Raw genomic sequence first — 20499 nt, 5'->3', positions numbered from 1 at the left:
AATTCTCTATTTTGAGCCGCAGTAGGCATGCTCACTGGGTTTTATCAGTCGAAGGGATCATATTACGCAACCAGCTTCCCCAGCGGCGCTGGTAGAAAGGCTGGCTATGGTTGATCAGATAGTGGCTTACACCTCGCGCATTCTCTTCTACCAGACAAAAATCGACCGGTTCATCGTTTGGTGCAGTTTCACTGGCAACCATACCGGCTTCACTGATCAGCGCTTCGATCTCAGCCTGATCGCCGTCCACCTCCAGGCCAATCAGCAGGTTCGGTTTCTCGTCTACTGCCTGGTCATGCATCAGTGCCAAAAAGGCGCGGCGTACCGGCTTACGGTGGCTGAACAAGGTGGTCAATGCATCTACCATCGCAGCCGGATACTCTTCAGGTTGCCCAAGCAGCAATTGCGTTTCGGGATCGATATAGCGTTCCGCAGGCTTCACCACGCCGCCAGTGGCCAATAGCATAGCGATCTCTGCCGGGAGAAACTCTTTGCCCTGGTTGCCTTTAGGGTTGAGGAACAGCTCAGCACCCTGAGTGATTTCAAACAGCACACGAGCGGGCATGGCAATAAAGGGCTGCTCATCTTCCACCGCTTTTTGCAGCGCCTCCAGCGAGGAGAAGAAAGGCACAACGCTGCTGCCGTCCTGCTTTTCCCAATGCTGAATATTCACCGGCGTGTCGGCATTAAGGGTAATCTCACCTTCTTGCTGTACTTGCTCACTATCGCCCAGAATGTATACCGTTGAATCCAGCAACTCGCGGAAAAATGCAGGGCGGTACGCGGGTTCCGAAGCCGCCAACGTCAACAGGCGCTCAAGCTCATTTTCGTCAGAAACAGCATCATCATCATGATGGTGGTGGGAACTCATCGCCTACTCCAATGTATTAAGGGCCCAGCATGCTGAACCCCTATGGGAAAATATCATTTTAATCCCAGGCAACTTGCCCGGCAATTATTTGGCTTTGCTCAGCAGCAGATTGGCCAGCGTGCGCACGCCCAAGCCAGTTGCGCCTGCAGACCACTGTTCAACGGCACCTTTGCGGTAAGTTGCAGAGCAGTCGATATGCAGCCAGCCATGTTGGTAGTTATTCACAAAATGCGACAGGAAAGCCGCGGCAGTGCTGGCACCTGCAGTATAAGCCGGGCCGGCAACGTTATTCAGATCGGCAAAGTTCGACGGCAGTTGGCTGCGGTGGAACTCCGCCAGAGGCAGACGCCAGAATGGTTCATGCTCTTGGCTGGCACTGGCCAGCAGCTCTTGTGCCAGCGCATCATCAAAGCTGAACAGCGCGTGATAGTCATTGCCCACGGCCGTTTTGGCCGCCCCGGTCAGGGTGGCACAATCGATAATCAGCGTTGGATTTTGCGCACTGGCGTCAATCAGACCATCGGCCAGCACCAGCCGACCTTCTGCGTCGGTATTCATCACTTCTACGGTTTTACCATTGCGGTAGCGAATGATATCGCCCAGCTTGAAAGCGTTGCCGCTAACCATGTTATCTGCACAGCACAGGTACAATTTTACGCGCTGTTTCAAACCACGAGCCGCCGCCAATGCCAGTGCGCCGGTGATCGTCGCTGCGCCACCCATGTCGGACTTCATGGAGTCCATAAACGCACTCTGCTTGAGGCTATAGCCGCCAGAATCAAAAGTGATGCCTTTGCCCACCAGGCAAGCAAACACCGGCGCTTCCGGGTTGCCCGTTGGGTTAAAGTCCAGGGCCAGCAGCACCGGCGAACGATCGGAACCCCGGCCAACCGTATGCAGGCCTGCGTAATTTTGCTCACGCAGATCTTCGCCTTTGGTAATACGATAGCTGACCGCATCGCAACCGACATTGCACATCAGATCAACAGCGCGGGTGGCCAATTGCTCTGGCCCCAGCTCTTCCGCGGGCATATTGATGGTATCACGCACCCAGTCGATGATTTTCAGGCGCTGTTGTAACTCTTTGCTTTCTGCTTCCGGCAACTCTGCCCATTCGACGCTACGCTGGCCTTTTGGCCCACGGAAACCCTGCCAGAATGCCCAGCTCTGTTCTAAATCCCAGCCTTCCCCGGCCAATTTCACTTTCTTGATGCCCTGACCATCAATCTTGCGCGCTGCACGCTGGATCGCTTCTAGCTTACCGTTAGCGGTCAGATGGATAGTCATGCCTAGATCATTGGTACTCAGCAGCGCCTTTTCACCCCAACGGGCCTCGGCCGGTTGCTGTGATAGCGTGATGTGCATGATTTCAGTTGTCATAGCCTTACTCCGGTTTATTCTTTTATATACCCGATGAATTTCAAGTTGCAGCCAGGCACCCCGTTTTTGCACACTCCAATCACTTAGGGCGGGGCGAAACCCACACAAGAGTTTCGTCATAGCAGGTAACAACGCTGCAGCTTGAAAGGCGACGGATACAGATCTTATCGGATACAAAATAAACGGGCCGCCTCTGGCAGCCCCTTACGCTATTTACTCAGCTTCATCTAACCAGACCAGCAGGATCGCTTCCAGTATTTTTTCATTGGAAGCCTGAGGTTCATCGTCAAACTCTTCCAGGCTGCAAATCCATTGATGCAGATCGGTAAAACGCACGGTTTTCGGATCGGTATCCGGATAAGCGTCGTACAGCGCTTCGCCGATTTCACGGCTGTCAGTCCACTTCAGTCCCATTCTTCTCTCCAGCGCTACAGTATGATTCATTTTACCTGATGAATTTCAAGTTGCAGCTAGGCGACAAGAGCGTGGATCCCCGGAGCTTACAAGAGTAAGTGACTGGGGTTCACGCTCGCCGTTAACAACGCTGCGGCTTGAAAGGCGAAGGGTAAATTAGTGTTCGCGGGCGTGGTTAACCGTATAACGCGGCATTTCTACTACCAAATCGTCTTCAGTAACACGCGCCTGGCAGCTCAAACGGCTTTCTGGTTCCAAGCCCCAGGCTTTATCCAGCATGTCATCCTCCAGCTCACTGCTTTCGTCCAGGGAGTCAAACCCTTCACGCACGATACAATGGCAGGTGGTGCAGGCGCAGGATTTCTCACAGGCGTGCTCAATTTCAATACCGTTACGCAATGCGACATCGAGGATGGTTTCCCCAACTTCAGCTTCCAGTACTGCCCCCTCTGGGCAAAGATCTTGATGGGGCAGGAAAACAATTTTCGGCATGGTTAAACCTCATCCACAGAATGGCCAGCCAGCGCACGGCGAATGGAGGCATCCATGCGGCGCGCGGCAAAATCTTGAGTTGTTGCATCGACTACTTTTATTGCGGCTTCGATCGCACCAGCATCGGTGCCCTGCATCGTTTGCTGCAGTTCTGCCACCGCGTTGTTGATCGCCAGGCTTTCTTCCGCACTCAGCAATGCGGCATCACTAGCCAGCGCACCTTGCAGGCTTTCCAGCACTCGGGAGGCCTCGACCCGCTGTTCTGCCAGCTTGCGTGCGCCAACATCGCTTTGTGCGTTAGCCATGGAATCCTTGAGCATGCTGGCAATTTCAGCATCGGACAAACCATACGAAGGCTTCACCTGAATAGAGGCTTCAACGCCAGTGGATTTCTCCATCGCAGTGACGCTCAGCAGGCCATCGGCATCAACCTGGAAAGTCACGCGGATATGAGCCCCGCCAGCAGGCAACGGCGGTAAACCGCGCAGCGTAAAGCGAGCCAGCGAACGGCAGTCCTGCACCAGTTCACGCTCGCCCTGCAAGACGTGGATCATCATCGCACTCTGGCCATCTTTGAAGGTGGTGAACTCCTGCGCTCGCGCTACCGGGATAGTGGTATTACGCGGGATCACCTTCTCGACCAACCCACCCATGGTTTCGAGACCCAGCGACAATGGGATCACATCCAACAGCAGCATTTCGCTGTCCGGTTTGTTACCCACCAGAATATCTGCCTGGATAGCAGCGCCGATGGCCACCACTTTATCCGGATCGATCGACGTCAGCGGCGTGCGGCCAAAGAACCCACCAACCTGCTCACGGACCAATGGCACACGGGTGGAACCACCGACCATCACGACTTCCAGCACCTCTTCAGCCGTCACGCCGGCATCTTTCAGCGCGCGGCGGCAGGCTAACAAAGTGCGTTTCACCAATGAAGCAATCAGCGCTTCAAACTGTTCACGGGTCACTTCACCTTGCCAACCGGCGATCTCAACCCTGGTGCTTTGAGCGTCACTCAGCGCTATTTTGGCCGCAATGGCCGCATCCAACAATTGGCGCTGCACACCGTGATCGCTGCGATCGGCAATACCTGCCTGTTCACGCAGCCAATCCGCCAGCAGGTGATCAAAGTCATCACCGCCCAGAGCAGAATCGCCACCGGTCGCCAATACTTCAAACACGCCACGGCTGAGGCGCAAAATAGAAATATCAAAGGTACCGCCGCCCAGATCGTAAACGGCAATCACCCCTTCCTGGCCGGAATCCAGACCGTAGGCAATCGCCGCCGCAGTCGGCTCGTTCAACAGGCGCAATACATGCAAACCAGCCAGACGGGCAGCGTCTTTGGTGCCTTGGCGTTGGGCATCATCGAAATAGGCAGGAACGGTGATCACTACGCCATCAAGTTCACCCTCTAATGCCGCAGTGGCACGTGCAGCCAGGGCTTTAAGGATATCGGCAGAAACCCCGACCGGGTTAACCAGACCGGCGGCAGTCACTATCAGCGGCAGGCCGTTGTCACTGGCCTGAAACTGGTACGGCAGATTAGGGTAACGCTGCTGAACGTCTGCCAGGGAACGACCCATCATGCGCTTGACAGAGCTGACCGTATTGACCGGATCTTGCGCAGCCTGCGCTCGCGCTGCCCAACCTACATGGTGCTCAGTGGCTTGATAATGCACGACTGAAGGCAACAGATAGCGCCCTTCAGCATCGGCCAGGGTTTCTGCCTGGCCGCTACGCACCGTGGCTACCAGAGAATTGGTGGTGCCCAGATCAATACCGGCAGCCAGACGGCGCTGATGCGGCGCGGCACTGAGGCCAGGCTCACTAATTTGTAATAAGGCCATATATCGAAGCTTCCAAGATCAAATCGGGAATGTATTACTCAAAGCCCAGCAGTTTTTCTTCGAGTTGTTCAACCTGTTGCTGGAGTTTGTCCAAAAAACGCAGCTTCCGCACACTGTCAGCGGCCTGTGACCATTGCTGGGCATCCAGTTCCTGTACCATCTGTGCGCTACGTTGTTTGAAAGTGTTATTCAGGCGTGCGGCGAAAGCATCAAGTGCATCTTGTGCATCGGGCCGACGCTCAATGGCATCAAGCTCTTCACGCAATTCCAGTTGTTCCATCAGGAACGCGGTATCGCGCATGGTATGTTGCTCGTTACCCAAATCAAAGCCGTGCAAAGATAGCATATACTCTGCCCGTTTTAACGGGTGCTTAAGCGACTGATAGGCATTATTGATGGTTGCCGCCTGTTGCAGCGCCATCAGGCGTTCACGTTCAGGCTGGGTGGCAAAACGATCGGGGTGAAATTGGCGCTGCAGATCCTGATAGCGTGAGGTAAGCAGGCTGCCGTCTAGGCTATAGCGAACCGGTAGCCCGAATAAAGTAAAGTAATCCATAGCGTGCTCTAGGCATTATCGTGATAGTTGGGGTTCCCCCGCCGATGACGGGGGAGCACGATGGACTGTCAGACGTTAAAACTCTCGCCGCAGCCGCACTCGCTTGAGACGTTCGGGTTGTTGAACTTGAAGCCTTCGTTCAAGCCTTCCTTGACGAAATCAAGCTCGGTTCCGTCAAGATAGACCAGGCTCTTGCCGTCAATAATCACCTTGACGCCTTTGTCTTCAAAAACGACATCATCATCGTTCGTTTCATCAACAAATTCCAGCACATACGCCATCCCGGAGCAACCGGAAGTTCGCACACCCAAGCGCAGGCCAAGACCTTTGCCACGGTTGTTCAAAAATGCCTGAACACGCTGCGCAGCGCTGTCGCTCATGGTAATTGACATAACAACCTCACACTTCTAAGCAAAACCCGACTTGCCCGTCGCCTAGCTGCAACTTGAAATTCATAGGGTAGCGCGGGCTAACTGTCTCATTAATAACTACTTGGCGCTGTGTTTGCTCTTGTAGTCGGCAATCGCTGCTTTAATGGCGTCTTCGGCCAGAATAGAGCAGTGAATTTTAACCGGAGGTAACTCCAGTTCTTCGGCGATCTGGGTATTTTTAATCGCTTCGGCCTGATCGAGAGACTTGCCTTTCATCCATTCTGTCACCAGAGAACTGGAGGCAATGGCAGAGCCGCAACCGTAGGTTTTAAAACGCGCATCTTCGATAATGCCTTCGTTGTTGACCTTGATCTGCAGCTTCATCACGTCGCCACAGGCTGGTGCACCCACCATACCGCTACCAACGGAAGGATCTTCGTTATCAAAAGATCCTACGTTACGTGGGTTTTCGTAGTGATCGATTACTTTTTCGCTGTAAGCCATGACGTTGCTCCTGAATCCTGAGAATTAATGATGTGACCATTCGATGCTGTTGATATCCACGCCCTGCTTGAACATTTCCCACAACGGAGAAAGATCGCGCAGACGACCAATGGATTTACGCACCAGCGAAATGGTGTAATCGATCTCTTCTTCAGTGGTAAAACGCCCCAGAGAGAAACGGATCGAACTGTGCGCCAACTCATCACTCATACCCAGTGCACGCAACACATAGGAAGGTTCAAGGCTGGCAGAAGTACAGGCAGAACCAGAAGAAACAGCCAGATCTTTCAGCGCCATAATCAACGATTCGCCTTCAACATAGTTGAAGCTGACGTTGAGAATGTTCGGAGCGCCGTGCTCCAGGCAGCCGTTCAGATAGACTTCTTCCATATCTTTCACGCCGTTCCACAGGCGATCGCGCAGGGTGCGCAGGCGTGCCATTTCGCTGGCCATTTCTTCTTTGGCAATACGATAGGCTTCGCCCATAGCAACGATCTGGTGAACGGCCAGCGTCCCGGAACGCATACCGCGCTCATGGCCACCACCGTGGATCTGGGCTTCGATACGGATACGCGGCTTGCGGCGTACATACAGGGCACCAATGCCTTTCGGGCCATAGATCTTGTGGCCGGAGAAGGACATCAGGTCGACCTTCAGCTTGCTCAGATCGATTGGCAGTTTACCTACGCTCTGGGTAGCATCAACGTGATAAATAATACCACGGGCACGGCACATTTCGCCGATAGCTTCGATATCCTGCACCACGCCAATTTCATTGTTCACATGCATGATGGAAACCAGAATGGTGTCTTCACGCATTGCGGCTTCGAGAACATTAAGATCGATAATCCCGTTGCTCTGCGGTGCCAGGTAGGTAACTTCAAAACCTTCACGCTCGAGTTGGCGACAAGTATCCAACACGGCTTTATGTTCGGTTTTGCTGGTGATGATGTGCTTGCCTTTTTCTGATAGAAATTGGCAGCGCCTTTGATCGCCAGGTTGTCGGATTCGGTTGCCCCAGAGGTGAACACGATTTCACGCGGGTCTGCGCCAACCAGTTCAGCGATCTGGTTACGGGCGATATCTACCGCTTCTTCCGCCTGCCACCCGAAACGGTGGGAACGGGAAGCCGGGTTACCGAAAGTACCGTCCAGGGTCAAAAACTGCATCATCTTCTCGGCAACACGCGGATCGACCGGAGTGGTTGCCGAGTAGTCCAGATAAATCGGTAATTTCATTGCTCTTGTGCTCCGTACATCACTTCCAAAAACCAATAAATTAGTCGCCAGCTGCTTATGCACGCAGATTAACGTTGATCGTTTCTTGCAGACGACCGTTGGCCGTGCGGCGCGTATCGTTATTTTGGCGGTCCGCCACGTTCAGCACTTCCTGGTTGTTCACCAGTTCCGCCAGCGTAATATTGTTCAGGAACCCGCTGATGCGTTCGCTCAGATCGCGCCACAGGGTATGGGTCAGACAACGGTCGCCCCCTGACACCCTTCTTTGCCTTGGCAACGGGTTGCATCTACCGATTCGTCGACGGCAGTGATAACTGCGCCAACGGCGATTTCACTCGCTTCTTTACCCAGCAGATAACCACCGCCTGGCCCACGCACGCTGGCCACCAGGCCATTCTTGCGCAGACGGGAAAACAGTTGTTCCAGATAAGAGAGCGAGATACCTTGGCGTTCGGAAATATCCGCCAGTGGTACCGGCCCTTCCTGGGAGTGTAATGCCACGTCGAGCATGGCAGTTACGGCATAACGGCCTTTGGATGTCAGTCTCATAGCTAAATGGTTACCTGTTGGTGAAACATGGCCGAAATTCTGACATTCCTGAGTAAAACAGTCAACTATTTAACCTACTAATTCACTCAAGTATTAGCACTTTTTATGCTTTTTTATTACTGATGTATATAAAATACATCTTATAACCACCGGATAACCAATGTTATTTGTCATTTTTGCCAGATAACAATAAATTAATTACCTTGATGTTTATCCTGTTTTTCGATCGACGTCAGCATTCCGCGCAAGATATTCAGCTCCTGCGCCTCCGGGCGGGCCCGGGCAAACAAACGGCGTAAACGGCTCATCACCTGCCCTGGATGTGCGGCACGGATAAAACCGGTATGCACCAGCGTCTGCTCCAGGTGCTGATAAAAGCGTTCAAGATCGTCGACTAATGGATATGGCGTTTCTTCCAGCGCCGGCGCCCCCGCCTGTTGGCGATCGAGGTAAGCGACTCGGACTTCATACGCCAGGATCTGCACCGCCATGGCCAGATTCAGGGAGCTATAATCCGGGTTGGCGGGAATGGCGACATGATAATGGCATTTCTGCAATTCATCATTGGTTAATCCAACGCGTTCACGGCCAAAGACCAGGGCAACCGGTCCCTGCTCAGCTTCCTGTACCGCTCGCACGCCGCATTCGCGGGGCTCCAGCATCGGCCAGGGCAAGGTGCGCGAACGTGCGCTGGTACCCACGACCAGACAGCAACCGGCAATGGCTTCGTCAAAGGTATCAACGAGGGTGGCATTACCGATAACATCACTGGCGCCAGCAGCCAGGGCAATCGCCTGCGAATCGGGTTTAACCAGCGGATTAACCAGATAAAGATTGGTTAGACCCATGGTTTTCATAGCTCGGGCCGTCGAGCCCATGTTACCGGTATGAGAGGTTTCAACCAGAACAATGCGGATATTGTGCAGCATACAAACTCTGAGCGTAGCGGAAAATCGTAGCATCCTAACACAGTCGTAGGTATTTTGCCGAACACCTGCTATACTTCGCGCCGTTCTTTGTTCTTTAACATCCTGTGGAAGATACCCATGCATCCGATGCTGACTATCGCCGTGCGCGCTGCGCGCAAGGCTGGTAACCTGATTGCCAAAAATTACGAGACTCCAGACGCTGTAGAAACGACTCAAAAAGGGTCTAACGACTTTGTCACTAACGTCGATCGCGATGCTGAACGCCTGATCATCGAAATCATCCGTAAATCCTACCCGAAACACACCATTATTGGTGAAGAGTGCGGCGAGTTGGTTGGTGAAGATCAGGATGTACAATGGGTGATCGATCCATTGGATGGCACCTCCAACTTCATCAAACGTCTTCCACACTTCTCGGTTTCCATCGCCGTACGCATCAAAGGCCGTACCGAAGTGGCTGTGGTTTACGATCCAATGCGCAACGAACTGTTTACCGCTACCCGCGGCCAGGGCGCACAGCTCAATGGTTACCGTCTGCGCGGCACCAACGCCAAAGATCTGGATGGCACTATCCTGGCGACCGGCTTCCCATTCAAAGTCAAACAGCATGCTCCGGCCTATATCAATCTGGTTGGCAAACTGTTCACTCAGTGTGCAGATTTCCGCCGCACCGGTTCCGCTGCACTGGATCTGGCCTACGTTGCCGCTGGCCGCGTTGATGGATTCTTTGAGATTGGCCTCAAGCCTTGGGACTTCGCCGCTGGCGAATTGCTGGTGCGTGAGTCAGGCGGCCTGGTTACCGACTTTGTTGGCGGCCATAACCACCTCAGTTCCGGCAATGTGGTTGCCGGTAACCCGCGCGTAGTGAAATCCCTGCTTTCCACCATGCGTGAAGAGTTGAGTGAAGCGCTGAAGCGTTAAACACAGAGTTGAAGATTGAGGCGCTGCATTTTGCAGCGCCTTTTTTATATCCTTAACGGGAAAACGGCCGCACCCCACCGCCAAATTCCGGTTGCGCGCTGGCATACATCAGCACACCGGCAAACAGCAAGATCAGGCCGCCGGCCAGCGCCAGCGATCCCCAGGCAAGGCTGCTCCAGGCCTCAGGTGTACTTTGGCGGCTGATACGCATCGCCAATTTACGGCTGTAATGGACAAACAATGCCAGCATAGAGATGGTCAGTGAAGTTCCCAACGCCATCGCTAGTGCCGAAAAAACTCCCCAGATAAAAACGCCAATCACTTTAGAGAACAGCAGCACCAGGATAGCGCCAGAACAAGGCCGCATCCCCATCGCCAGCACAATGGCCGTTTTTGTACGCCAGTCGTTCCCCGCCTGCAGCTCTTCATCACTAGGCATATGCCGATGCCCACATCCACAGCTCGCGCTATGTACATGATCTGCCGGTAAAGGCTGCAGACCGTTGATACGCAGCGCAGGCGCTGGCCGCATGGCTTTCACTGCCCGATACAGACGTTTAATCGCACGCCAGCTCAGCATCACACCAAGCAGGATCACCAGAATAAAACTGCCTTTCTCCAGCCAGAAGCTGCCTTGATGCAGGTGGCGGGAAGAGAGCTGCAACACCACCAGCACCAACGTCACCAAGGTGATGGCCACCAGCCCCTGCACCAATGAAGCAGCGAACGTCAGCTTTAAACTGCTTTTCAGCCGCGCCGGATGGGTGGCCAGATAAGTGGCGATCACCACTTTACCGTGTCCAGGGCCAAGAGCATGCAGCACACCATAACCCAGGCTGAACAACATCAGCGACAGCCCCGCCTGCTGCGGTGCGGCCTTGACCTGTTGCAGCAGCGCTGCCATTTCCTGATGTAGGCCTTTTTGCCACACCACGCTTTGCATCAACAGCTGCGGCCAATAGTGCCATGCCAGATGCGCGCCAATTGCCATCAGGATAAAAAACAACAGCAGTGGCCACAGGCCAAACACCCAATAACGTTTCTTTCTGGCCGGCAGGCTGAAATTTACTGACATGTCAGCGTGACCCTCTGGGCAAATTGCTGCCCAAGCGCCAGGTCTTCACCAGGCGAATCATTCTTGTCCAGCGACAAAGCATAGGCCTGCAGCGACGCATTGGGCTTTGGCGTCACCAGGTCGAATTTACACTGTTCTGCCATCTCAGGCGGCAAATGCAACGCCTTGGGATCTGGATAAGTCATATCCACAAAATAGGTGGGATCGTAGGTGGATATCTCAAACGGCTTGCCTGCCAGGGGCTGTGGTTCAGCCAACGGTAATACAAACTCCAGCACCGCTTTATGGCCCTGGCGTGAAAGATGGTATTCGCTGGGCAGATTGAGGTATTTCACCGGTTTGCCATCGCGGTAAATATCGGTGAAATAATGCTGGCCTAAAACGTTTGCCATAACCTGTGCGGCCAGTTTCTTCCAGATTTCGGAGTCGCTTTTGGCATTTTCTGCGTCATACAAAAGATCCGCTGAGGTGATTTCATCCATAACCCAAACCATTTTCAAGCCGATTAATTGCCGATCTTTGGCCACAAAGGTGGTGTTCATATCAATAAAACTGTGTGGATGCGCAACCGCTCCCACGCTGGCCAACAGTAACAGGCTGGCCATCAGACCCTGGTATTTCATCATCAAATCATACCCAGAATTGTTATAAAGTAACATAAACCACACCTCAACGAACATTTAGAGGCTGAATAACGTGACAGAAGTTGTAAGCCGAAGTAAAAGCTAAGGTCACTCCCACGCCGCAACAAAGCCTTTTGCTATGCTTAAGCATAATTTAAACATTACCTGCCAGAAGGTGATATGAGCCTGGACACTTATTCTGTGCCTGAGCTCTCCGGTCAACAACGGCGCTGCCATCTGCTACTGATGCTGTACGCGCCGGTGCCCGCTGTGCAACTGGAGACTATCAGCCAAATCAACGGCGTCGACCTGGCCATTACCCGGCAAGATATAGCCGAGGTGGCCAGTGAAATCCAGCGCTTCCACCATTTGGAAATCAGCGGTGGCCCTGATGCTGGCTACCAGATACGTGGGAGCACGCTTAACCAGCGCCTCTGCCTGCTACAGTGGCTACGGCGCACCTTACGCTGCAGCCCAGAATTTGTTGAACAGCACTTCGGCCCGCAATATCAGCAGGCCATGCAGCTCCAGCAGGAACAACTGCCGCCATTAGAATTGTGCATCAATGACTGTGAACAACAGCTTAACCGCCGCTTTGAACCGCGAGACAGGCAATTTCTGCAGCATTATCTGTGCTATTGCGTTTGGCAAAGCCAGCGGCAACATCACCCTCATTTTGATCAGAGCCAACATCATTGGCTGCAACACAAGCCAGAACAACAGGCGGCTGTGCAACTGCATCAAACACTTAATCAACTGTTTGCCCAACCAGCCAAAGTTAGCGAATGTGATTTTCTGATCTTGATGTTTACTCTGTTAAAAAGCCATAGCTATCAAAGCACCAACTCAGCGGAAGACCAGCGGCTGATGACGGCTATCGGGCAGATGGTTGAGTGCTTCCAGCAGATCTCAGGCATGCATTTCAGCAGCCAGGAAGATTTGGTCAACCAGCTATTTGCGCATATGGCACCGGCGGTGGAACGCTGCCGGTTTGATATCGGCATCGACAACCAGTTGCTGGAAGAAGTGCTACGCAAGTACCCGCGACTGATGCGTACCACACAGGCCGCGCTGGTACCTTTTGAACAGGAATATGGTATTCGCTTTTCGCGGGAAGAAGCCGGGTTGGTTGCGATCAGCTTTGGCGCCTGGCTGATGCAAGGGAATGCGCTGCAAGAAAAACAGATCCTGCTGCTGACGCTGGATAACCCCCAACTGGAAGAAGAGGTGGAATATCAGATCCGCGAATTAACGCTGCTGCCGCTTAACATCAAATATTTGCCACTAAGCGACTATCTGAGACTTGGTGCCCCACAGGGCATTACCTTAGTGATAAGCCCTTATGCAGCGGTACCTGAGGGATCCCATCCACCGCTGATGTTTACCGAACTGCCGTTGGAACGCCAGCAGCGCCAGGCTATCCGTGCGCTGCTGGAAAGCCCTAACGGCTGACTGTTACCGCCGGTGGGCGAATAAACAGCGTTGGCACCACCACTGCCGCCATCACCCAGAAGACCCCACCCTGCAGGTGCTCGAACAGGAAACCGGCCAACACGGTCATCACCGCGATACCGCCCCCCATCGCCAAGGCGGAATAGACCGCCTGCAAACGGATCACCTCGGTTCCCTGGCGCGCCGCGATAAAGCGCATTGCTGCCAGATGGCAGACCGTAAAGGTGCCGCAATGCAACACCTGTATCAGCAGCAGCATGCCAATTTCAGTGGTCGAGGCCATCAGCCCCCAGCGCACCAGGCCACACACCGCCGACAACAGCAGCAGATTACGTGCGTTCCAACGGCGGAACAGGAAATTGCTGCTGGCGAAAATGATCACCTCGGCCACCACCCCCAGCGACCACAGGTAGCCAATAGTCGCGGCGGAGTAACCGGCCTCTTGCCAATAGATAGAAGCAAAGCTGTAATAACCGGCATGTGCGCCCTGCAATAACGTGACGCATAACAGAAAACGCCATACTGGCCCCTCGCGGAGCAGTTCACGCCAGGAACGGCTGGCTTCATTCTGGGTACGCGCCACGCCTTGTGGCATTACGCTGGGCTTCAGCATCATGCCCAGCAACATCACCAATATGCTGAACAACAGGCTGTACAAAATCGCATTGTGGCCCCAAACGGAAACCAGTTTACCGGTTAACGCTGAGCCAATCACAAAGGCGAGCGAACCCCATAGGCGCACCCGGCCATAATCCAGGGTAATTTGCCGTTGCCAGGTTGCCGCCAGCGCATCGGTCAATGGCACCAATGGAGAAAATAGCAGGTTAAAACCGGCGATCACCAGCATCAGCCAGGCCCAGCCGTTTCCGAAACAGAAACCGATGGCGAAAGCCAGAGAAAGCAACGCCAGCAGGCGTAACGCCGTAATTAAAGAGGAGGGATCCTTAACGCGCGGTGCGATCAGCAGGCTACCCAGGAAGCGCGCCACCAGCCCAGCGCCGAGCAGAATACCGATGGCTTCCGGGGCAATCCCCTCACCTTTCAGCCAGACGCTCCAGAACGGAAGGTAAATACTATAAGAAAAGAAGTAGGTGAAATAACTGAGAGCGAGCCAACGTGTTGATTGCAGAACCATGTTCCCTCCTGGATGAGGGCAATACTTTGACAGAGCTCACAACTTACAGCAATGCTCATTCATACTTTAAAGGGAAGAGTGCAGAGCAGCTCACAGTTTGCATGCAACGGGCATAAAAAAACCCGCCGTAGCGGGTCTGTTTACCGACCAATCAACGTGATTACGCGTAGACCGGCAGACGAGCACAGATATCCAGCACTTTTTGCTTGGTGCGTTCGATAGTGGCTTCGTCGTTGATGTTGTCCAGCACGTCACAAATCCAACCAGCCAGTTCACGCACTTCGGCTTCTTTAAAGCCACGGCGAGTCACTGCCGGGGTACCGATACGCACGCCAGAAGTCACAAACGGGCTCTTCGGATCGTTTGGTACGCTGTTTTTGTTGACGGTGATATTGGCACGGCCCAGTGCGGCATCGGCTTCTTTACCGGTTAGGTTTTTATCCACCAGATCCAGCAAGAACAGGTGGTTGTGAGTACCACCAGAAACCACTTTGTAACCACGCTGCAGGCAGACTTCTACCATCGCTTTGGCGTTATCAGCCACTTGCTGTTGGTAAATCTTGAACTCAGGTTCCATCGCTTCCTTCAGCGCTACCGCTTTACCGGCAATCACGTGCATCAATGGGCCGCCCTGGCCGCCAGGGAACACGGCTGAGTTCAGTTTTTTGTACAGATCTTCATCACCGCCCTTGGCCAGGATCAGGCCACCACGCGGACCCGCCAGCGTTTTGTGGGTCGTAGTGGTAACAATATGCGCATGAGGGACCGGGTTCGGATAAACACCAGCGGCAATCAGGCCAGCCACGTGTGCCATATCCACAAACAGGTAAGCGCCGATGCTGTCGGCAATTTCACGCATTTTTGCCCAGTCAACGATACCGGAGAAGGCCGAGAAACCACCGATAATCATTTTTGGCTTGTGGGTCTGAGCCTGCCTGGCCAGATCTTCGTAATCGATCTGCCCAGACTCATCAATACCGTAAGGCACGACGTTATACAGCTTGCCGGACAGGTTCACTGGGGAACCGTGAGTCAGGTGGCCACCGTGTGCCAGATTCATCCCGAGGATAGTGTCGCCCGGTTGCAGCAGTGCGGTATAAACAGCAAAGTTAGCCTGGGAACCGGAGTGTGGCTGGACGTTGGCATAATCGGCACCAAACAGCTCTTTGGCACGATCGATAGCCAGTTGCTCAACGATATCAACGTATTCGCAACCGCCGTAATAACGCTTGCCAGGATAGCCTTCTGCGTATTTGTTGGTCAATTGTGAACCCTGGGCCTGCATGACACGCGGGCTGGTGTAGTTCTCAGACGCAATCAGTTCAATATGCTCTTCCTGACGCACCACTTCTTGCTCCATTGCACGCCACAGTTCGGCATCATAATCAGCAATGTTCATTTCACGCTTTAACATCCGGCATCTCCTGGCTTAAATCAGCTATCTAAATTTACCCGTTCGGGTGCTGGGCCACAGTGTAAACCGTTTCCCCCTGTCGAAGATAGGTCTTGACAGAGGTTTTTACGCAAACGATTGGCATCAGGCGGGGCTTGGCTTTTATCCGCTAAAAACCCTATTCTGGCAACGGACTTTTACTCATGGTGATAATGCGGTTTTTTCATGTTCTGTGAGGCCGATCGGCGGTTAACAACACCGTAACAAAAACAAGGGTATTTACAAGCGTAAAACAATTTAATAAGATGCATTTAAAATGCATCAATTAATCATCATAAAAAAATGCCCTTAAAGGAGCCTCACCATGCTGGATAGTCAGACCATCGCCACCGTAAAATCCACCCTTCCTCTACTGGCCGAAACCGGCCCGAAACTGACCGCCCACTTCTACGATCGCATGTTTGCACACAACCCCGAATTGAAAGATATTTTCAATATGAGCAACCAGCGTAACGGCGATCAGCGCCAGGCGTTGTTCGACGCCATCTGTGCCTACGCCAGCAATCTGGAAAATCTGGCCGCGTTGCTCCCGGCGGTAGAACGCATTGCGCAAAAGCATGCCAGCTTCAATATTCAGCCGGATCAGTATCAGATTGTCGGCCATCACCTGCTGGCAACGCTGGATGAAATGTTCAACCCGGGCCAGGAGGTGCTGGATGCCTGGGGGAAAGCCTACGGGGTGCTGGCAAACGTATTTATCCAGCGTGAAGGGCAAATCTATCAGGAAAGTGAGCAGGATAACGGTGGCTGGCGTGATTTGCGTGCATTCCGCATTGTGAAAAAACAGCCGCAGAGCGAAGTGATATCCAGTTTTGTACTGGCGCCGGTGGACGGCGGCCGGGTAGCAGAATATAAACCAGGCCAATACCTGGCGGTTTATATTAATGACGACAGCCTGGAACATCAGGAAATCCGCCAATATTCACTCACCACTTCGCCTAACGGGGAATATTACCGTATAGCAGTAAAGCGCGAGGAACAGGGTGCCGTCTCCAACTTCCTGCATCAAAAAGCCAAAGAAGGTGATGTGATTTATCTCGCCCCACCGCATGGCGATTTCTTCCTGCAGGTAGAAACCACCACGCCAGTGGCGTTAATCTCGGCGGGCGTAGGCCAGACCCCGATGCTGGGGATGCTCAATACCCTGCATGACAATCAGCATCAGGCTGAAATCCTTTGGCTGCATGCCGCAGAGAACGGCGCGGTGCATGCCTTTGCCGATGAAGTGGCAGATATTGCCGGGCGCTTACCTGAGCTGAGTACCCACATCTGGTATCGCGAACCCAACACCGATGACGTTAAGGGCCAGGATTATGACAGCCAGGGTCTGATGGATCTCAGCCCCTTGCGCAGCACGCTGTGCAACCCGCTGATGCAATACTACTTCTGTGGTCCGGTGGCGTTTATGCAATACGTAGGTCAGCAACTGCTGGAAATGGGTGTGGAAGCCGAACGCATCCATTACGAATGCTTCGGCCCACATAAGGTACTGTAAGGCCATCAGGGCGCGGTAACAATCAACCGCGCCCTGCCGTTTTACTTCTCTGCCAGCTTACGGGCTGCCTGCACCTGCACTGCCGTCACCGGCGCAGCCTGATTCCCCCAGCTACCACGCAGGTAGCTCATCAGATCCGCTGTCTCCTGGTCGTTAAGTATCCAGTCATAGCCCGGCATGGTGATTGCCGTTGCCTGCTGGGTGATCGGCGTATGAGCCCCTTCCAGCACCACACGCAATGCGGTCAATGGATTTTCCGCCGTAACCGATAAATTCCCTGCCAGCGCCGGAATAACGTTATCGCTCCCTTCCCCTTTGTTGCCGTGGCAAGTTGAACAGTACATCGCGTAGGTATGCCTGCCAGAAGCCATAATCGCTTCGGGCACGGCGGCGCGCGCTGCTGGTTTCGCTGTTTCATCCATCATCCCATGCAAATACATCGCCATCCCGTTCAGATCGTCGTCGTTGAGATACTGCGTGCTATGTGCTACCACATCGCTCATCGGCCCGGCAACCGCCGCATGTTGGCTGCGGCCGCTTTTCAGCAGTGCAACCACTTCATTTTGTTTCAGGCCACGTAAACCCGGCGCGTACCAACCATCCAATTCCGCACCGGCCAGGAACTCTGGCGTTTTGCTGTCCAGGCCTTTCTCCTGCATCGCCCAGCCGCGTGGCGTATGGCAACTGCCGCAATGGCCCAGCCCCTGCACCAGATAGGCCCCACGGTTCCACTGCGCACTCTGCTGATTGTCCGGCTGATAAGGTTTGTCTTCGTGGAACAACTGATTCCAAACCGCCAACGGCCAGCGCATGGAAAGGGGCCAACGGATATCGCTTTCCCGGTTAGCCGTATTCTGTGCCGGTACTTCATGCATCAGATAGTCATACAGTGCACGCATATCCTGCTCGCTCATTTTGGCGTAAGAGGTATAAGGCATTGCGGGGTAAAGGCGATGGCCGTCTTTGGCAACCCCTTGACGCATGGCGCGGTCAAACTCGTCAAAGCTGTAGTCGCCAATGCCGTGCTGCTTATCTGGCGTGATGTTAGTGGCATAAATATCCCCTACCGGGGTGGGGAACTTCATCCCGCCGGCCAGTGCCTTGCCGCCAGGTGCCGTATGGCAAGCTGTGCAGTCACCGGCCTTGGCCACATATTCCCCCGCAGACATGGCATGGGCCGAGCCACCAGCCAGCAATAACATCAGATACAGCGGGCGCAGATTCATACTCCCTCCTTGGCAGTAACTTTACCGTAAGCCAGCTCATTTACCGCTCGCCATGCCTGATCGATCGCCGAGTTGGCATAGGGGCTCCAATCGGAATCGGAGTTGGCAATCACTATCTTGCCGATCGGCTGTCGCGCAGTTTCGATGATCTTGGCGGACTCATCTTCATCGTCGAACATGCCATTGAGGAAATACGAGTAACCGTGTGACCAACGGTTAACGGTGATCGCCTGAATATCCCGTTGATGGTCAAACCCTGCCTCCCCCAACATGCCCTGCAACTGTTCACGGATCATCTGCTCATGCACCTCAAACGGGGTGCCTAACAATAAAGCCCGCCCTTTGCGTGACTGTTCACGCGGGCTGAGGCCACTGCCTGGCAAGGTCGGGACATAGACCATATGCAGCCCGATAGGTTGATTCGGATCGCGCGGATGCTGGTACCCCCCATGCTCACCGGGTAATCCAGTTTCACCCGGCTATAAGGGGCGGTTGGTGCATAGACCTCGTGCACCCCCAGTTTGATAAACGGCTGCCAGTTGCGGATCACCACTTTGCTGTACACCAGGGGTGACTTAACGTTCTGCTTCAACGCTTCCTGCTGTTGGTGAGGCATCTCCGGCACCAGATACGGGATCATCATGTTGTAACCCGCCATCACCACCTGCCCGGCGCGAACCTTGGCCATTTCTTCGCCGTTGATATAGGTTACCTCAACCTTGTCACCCACGTTGGCCACATGCAGCCCGGTGCTGTTTAACCGCAGTTTCACGGGTGACGCAGGGTTGTCTAACTGGGCATAATCAAACTCGGCCAGAATAACGTCGTTCATATCTTTGCCACCCGGCGCCACCGCCGGGATCAAATGGCGCACCATCAGCCGGGCCAATGTCGCGTTGCCATCGGGGAAGTGGAAAACGTAAGGATCGTCGAGATCGGCCTGCGACTCTTCATCCAGCGGCGGCAGGTTCATGCCGTTCAGGCCGGGTAAATCACAAATACGACCATCGCTGCAGGAAGTCGCGTCAATACCGACGGCCTGGAAATCATTGGTGGTTTGCTGGAAATAGCGGATCGCCATTTCACTCAGCCCCACTTTCTCACGCAGGAACTGGCTATAGCTGTGCTTATCCAGCCAGGCGACCTTCTCCTCCTGGCTCATGCCCGGCAGATAATCCTTTTCGAGAGTGTGCAACGCTATCAACGCCTGACGGTCGGTTTCCGGCAGCGGGAAGTCACCGATAAAAGCCTCATAAGAGCGGCCATTGAGGCGGTCACGTGGAATGTCATCCGCCACCACACGGCCCGGATCGCCACTCACCACTTTATCAACACCAAAATTTTTGCGATCGAAGTATACGCCACGGCTCAGGTTCAGATCCGGGTAAAAGTCTTATCGAAGGCCTGCTCCAGACCGTCGATACTGACACCCAGATTTTTCAACAGCCCCAGGGCTACCGGGCTGAAGTTGGAACGCGGCGACTGTAAGGATTCGCTCCCTCCATAACCGAGCAGGGTGCCCTTCTCGCTGCTGAATTCATTACGCTTGGCGTGGCCGCCAAAATCATCATGGTTATCGATCAGCAAAATGCGTTGCTGCTTGCCTTTCATCTGCTGCCAGAAACAGGCCGCCGCCAAGCCGCTGATACCCGCCCCCACCACCACCAGATCAAACTCTTCGTCGGCAGGCACGCTGCCAAAATCAAAGGCTTTGCCATCACGCCCAAGCTGGTGGGCATGTTCAAAGGAGCCGGGATGATTGCCGCGCAGACCGGTCAGCGCAGGCGGATAATACAGAGTTTGATGAGCAGTTTGCGGCGATGCGCGCAGGATCTGCATCGGTGTTAGTCCGGCGGCGATGGTGATCGCCACGCCGTTAAGAAAATCGCGACGGGTAATAGCCATAAAAGCTTCCTAAAGGTTTTATCCCCATAGTCTTTCCAGCCACAGCGTTGTTACCTG

17 protein-coding genes and 3 pseudogenes are annotated in these 20499 nt (G+C 53.9%); 3 read left to right on the top strand and 17 right to left on the bottom strand.

Annotated elements, in window-relative coordinates; all coding sequences use genetic code 11:
* Positions 1-31: 31 nt before the first annotated feature.
* From sseB to trmJ, 11 genes and pseudogenes are all read right to left on the bottom strand, one after another.
* On the bottom strand, positions 32-871 hold the full coding sequence (gene sseB / locus ACQ86O_RS11945; RefSeq protein WP_431225380.1) for an enhanced serine sensitivity protein SseB: 840 nt from the start codon (positions 869-871) through the stop codon (positions 32-34).
* An 84-nt stretch (positions 872-955) separates the two neighbouring features.
* Positions 956-2251 (bottom strand): aminopeptidase PepB, encoded by a 1296-nt coding sequence (pepB, locus tag ACQ86O_RS11940; protein ID WP_431225379.1) that lies wholly within the window; start codon positions 2249-2251, stop codon positions 956-958.
* A 213-nt stretch (positions 2252-2464) separates the two neighbouring features.
* The gene (gene iscX, locus ACQ86O_RS11935) at positions 2465-2665 is read right to left on the bottom strand and encodes a Fe-S cluster assembly protein IscX (protein WP_431225378.1); all 201 of its coding nucleotides are present in this window, start codon (positions 2663-2665) and stop codon (positions 2465-2467) included.
* A 156-nt stretch (positions 2666-2821) separates the two neighbouring features.
* Positions 2822-3157 carry an ISC system 2Fe-2S type ferredoxin gene (fdx, locus tag ACQ86O_RS11930; protein ID WP_431225377.1) on the bottom strand — a complete coding sequence of 112 codons (336 nt, stop codon included), beginning with the start codon at positions 3155-3157 and terminating at the stop codon, positions 2822-2824.
* Between the two features lie 2 nt (positions 3158-3159).
* Positions 3160-5010, bottom strand: coding sequence for a Fe-S protein assembly chaperone HscA (gene hscA / locus ACQ86O_RS11925; protein WP_431225376.1), 1851 nt, complete (start codon positions 5008-5010; stop codon positions 3160-3162).
* A gap of 34 nt (positions 5011-5044) precedes the next feature.
* On the bottom strand, positions 5045-5566 hold the full coding sequence (hscB, locus tag ACQ86O_RS11920; protein WP_431225375.1) for a co-chaperone HscB: 522 nt from the start codon (positions 5564-5566) through the stop codon (positions 5045-5047).
* A 68-nt stretch (positions 5567-5634) separates the two neighbouring features.
* Positions 5635-5958, bottom strand: coding sequence for an iron-sulfur cluster assembly protein IscA (gene iscA, locus ACQ86O_RS11915; protein WP_431225374.1), 324 nt, complete (start codon positions 5956-5958; stop codon positions 5635-5637).
* A gap of 96 nt (positions 5959-6054) precedes the next feature.
* The gene (iscU, locus tag ACQ86O_RS11910) at positions 6055-6441 is read right to left on the bottom strand and encodes a Fe-S cluster assembly scaffold IscU (protein WP_012146333.1); all 387 of its coding nucleotides are present in this window, start codon (positions 6439-6441) and stop codon (positions 6055-6057) included.
* A gap of 24 nt (positions 6442-6465) precedes the next feature.
* A pseudogene (locus ACQ86O_RS11905) lies at positions 6466-7679 on the bottom strand (IscS subfamily cysteine desulfurase).
* A 55-nt stretch (positions 7680-7734) separates the two neighbouring features.
* A pseudogene (iscR, locus tag ACQ86O_RS11900) lies at positions 7735-8228 on the bottom strand (Fe-S cluster assembly transcriptional regulator IscR).
* Positions 8229-8422: 194 nt separating this feature from the next.
* A complete protein-coding gene (gene trmJ, locus ACQ86O_RS11895; protein WP_431225373.1) occupies positions 8423-9157 on the bottom strand; it encodes a tRNA (cytosine(32)/uridine(32)-2'-O)-methyltransferase TrmJ in 735 nt (244 codons plus the stop codon).
* Between the two features lie 117 nt (positions 9158-9274).
* Between trmJ and suhB the strand changes: the two genes are divergently transcribed.
* Positions 9275-10078 (top strand): inositol-1-monophosphatase, encoded by an 804-nt coding sequence (suhB, locus tag ACQ86O_RS11890; protein WP_431225372.1) that lies wholly within the window; start codon positions 9275-9277, stop codon positions 10076-10078.
* 52 nt (positions 10079-10130) lie between these two features.
* Here the strand turns inward: suhB and ACQ86O_RS11885 are convergent, their stop codons facing one another.
* Positions 10131-11153, bottom strand: a complete 1023-nt coding sequence (locus tag ACQ86O_RS11885) for a nickel/cobalt transporter (protein WP_431225371.1) — start codon at positions 11151-11153, stop codon at positions 10131-10133.
* Positions 11144-11812 (bottom strand): DUF1007 family protein, encoded by a 669-nt coding sequence (locus ACQ86O_RS11880; RefSeq protein WP_431225370.1) that lies wholly within the window; start codon positions 11810-11812, stop codon positions 11144-11146. Before ACQ86O_RS11880 ends, ACQ86O_RS11885 begins: the two co-directional genes overlap by 10 nt.
* A gap of 144 nt (positions 11813-11956) precedes the next feature.
* Between ACQ86O_RS11880 and csiE the strand changes: the two genes are divergently transcribed.
* Entirely contained in the window at positions 11957-13228 is a 1272-nt protein-coding gene (csiE, locus tag ACQ86O_RS11875; RefSeq protein WP_431225369.1) for a stationary phase inducible protein CsiE, read from the top strand.
* On the opposite strand, the gene ACQ86O_RS11870 is transcribed toward csiE, so the two are convergent.
* On the bottom strand, positions 13218-14363 hold the full coding sequence (locus ACQ86O_RS11870; protein ID WP_431225368.1) for a 3-phenylpropionate MFS transporter: 1146 nt from the start codon (positions 14361-14363) through the stop codon (positions 13218-13220). The genes csiE and ACQ86O_RS11870 overlap by 11 nt on opposite strands.
* Before the next feature lie 160 nt (positions 14364-14523).
* On the bottom strand, positions 14524-15777 hold the full coding sequence (glyA, locus tag ACQ86O_RS11865) for a serine hydroxymethyltransferase (protein ID WP_431225367.1): 1254 nt from the start codon (positions 15775-15777) through the stop codon (positions 14524-14526).
* A gap of 343 nt (positions 15778-16120) precedes the next feature.
* Here glyA and hmpA point away from each other — a divergent pair, with 343 nt between their 5' ends.
* Positions 16121-17311 carry an NO-inducible flavohemoprotein gene (hmpA, locus tag ACQ86O_RS11860; protein ID WP_431225366.1) on the top strand — a complete coding sequence of 397 codons (1191 nt, stop codon included), beginning with the start codon at positions 16121-16123 and terminating at the stop codon, positions 17309-17311.
* Positions 17312-17352: 41 nt separating this feature from the next.
* On the opposite strand, the gene ACQ86O_RS11855 is transcribed toward hmpA, so the two are convergent.
* A complete protein-coding gene (locus ACQ86O_RS11855) occupies positions 17353-18537 on the bottom strand; it encodes a cytochrome c (RefSeq protein WP_431225365.1) in 1185 nt (394 codons plus the stop codon).
* Positions 18534-20442 (bottom strand): annotated as a pseudogene (locus ACQ86O_RS11850) (NAD(P)-binding protein). The gene ACQ86O_RS11855 and the pseudogene ACQ86O_RS11850 overlap by 4 nt, the downstream one beginning before the upstream one ends.
* Positions 20443-20499 lie beyond the last annotated feature (57 nt).

It is taken from the genome of Serratia sp. L9, from assembly GCF_050632285.1.
GTDB lineage: Bacteria > Pseudomonadota > Gammaproteobacteria > Enterobacterales > Enterobacteriaceae > Chania.
This window is presented reverse-complemented; position numbering and strand designations above follow the sequence as displayed.

What these genes read in the sequence shown, in the direction of transcription:
- sseB (WP_431225380.1), bottom strand. Translation starts at nt 871, where the DNA reads ATGAGTTCCCACCACCATCATGATGATGATGCTGTTTCTGACGAAAAT.
- pepB (WP_431225379.1), bottom strand. Translation starts at nt 2,251, where the DNA reads ATGACAACTGAAATCATGCACATCACGCTATCACAGCAACCGGCCGAG.
- iscX (WP_431225378.1), bottom strand. Translation starts at nt 2,665, where the DNA reads ATGGGACTGAAGTGGACTGACAGCCGTGAAATCGGCGAAGCGCTGTAC.
- fdx (WP_431225377.1), bottom strand. Translation starts at nt 3,157, where the DNA reads ATGCCGAAAATTGTTTTCCTGCCCCATCAAGATCTTTGCCCAGAGGGG.
- hscA (WP_431225376.1), bottom strand. Translation starts at nt 5,010, where the DNA reads ATGGCCTTATTACAAATTAGTGAGCCTGGCCTCAGTGCCGCGCCGCAT.
- hscB (WP_431225375.1), bottom strand. Translation starts at nt 5,566, where the DNA reads ATGGATTACTTTACTTTATTCGGGCTACCGGTTCGCTATAGCCTAGAC.
- iscA (WP_431225374.1), bottom strand. Translation starts at nt 5,958, where the DNA reads ATGTCAATTACCATGAGCGACAGCGCTGCGCAGCGTGTTCAGGCATTT.
- iscU (WP_012146333.1), bottom strand. Translation starts at nt 6,441, where the DNA reads ATGGCTTACAGCGAAAAAGTAATCGATCACTACGAAAACCCACGTAAC.
- trmJ (WP_431225373.1), bottom strand. Translation starts at nt 9,157, where the DNA reads ATGCTGCACAATATCCGCATTGTTCTGGTTGAAACCTCTCATACCGGT.
- suhB (WP_431225372.1), top strand. Translation starts at nt 9,275, where the DNA reads ATGCATCCGATGCTGACTATCGCCGTGCGCGCTGCGCGCAAGGCTGGT.
- ACQ86O_RS11885 (WP_431225371.1), bottom strand. Translation starts at nt 11,153, where the DNA reads ATGTCAGTAAATTTCAGCCTGCCGGCCAGAAAGAAACGTTATTGGGTG.
- ACQ86O_RS11880 (WP_431225370.1), bottom strand. Translation starts at nt 11,812, where the DNA reads ATGTTACTTTATAACAATTCTGGGTATGATTTGATGATGAAATACCAG.
- csiE (WP_431225369.1), top strand. Translation starts at nt 11,957, where the DNA reads ATGAGCCTGGACACTTATTCTGTGCCTGAGCTCTCCGGTCAACAACGG.
- ACQ86O_RS11870 (WP_431225368.1), bottom strand. Translation starts at nt 14,363, where the DNA reads ATGGTTCTGCAATCAACACGTTGGCTCGCTCTCAGTTATTTCACCTAC.
- glyA (WP_431225367.1), bottom strand. Translation starts at nt 15,777, where the DNA reads ATGTTAAAGCGTGAAATGAACATTGCTGATTATGATGCCGAACTGTGG.
- hmpA (WP_431225366.1), top strand. Translation starts at nt 16,121, where the DNA reads ATGCTGGATAGTCAGACCATCGCCACCGTAAAATCCACCCTTCCTCTA.
- ACQ86O_RS11855 (WP_431225365.1), bottom strand. Translation starts at nt 18,537, where the DNA reads ATGAATCTGCGCCCGCTGTATCTGATGTTATTGCTGGCTGGTGGCTCG.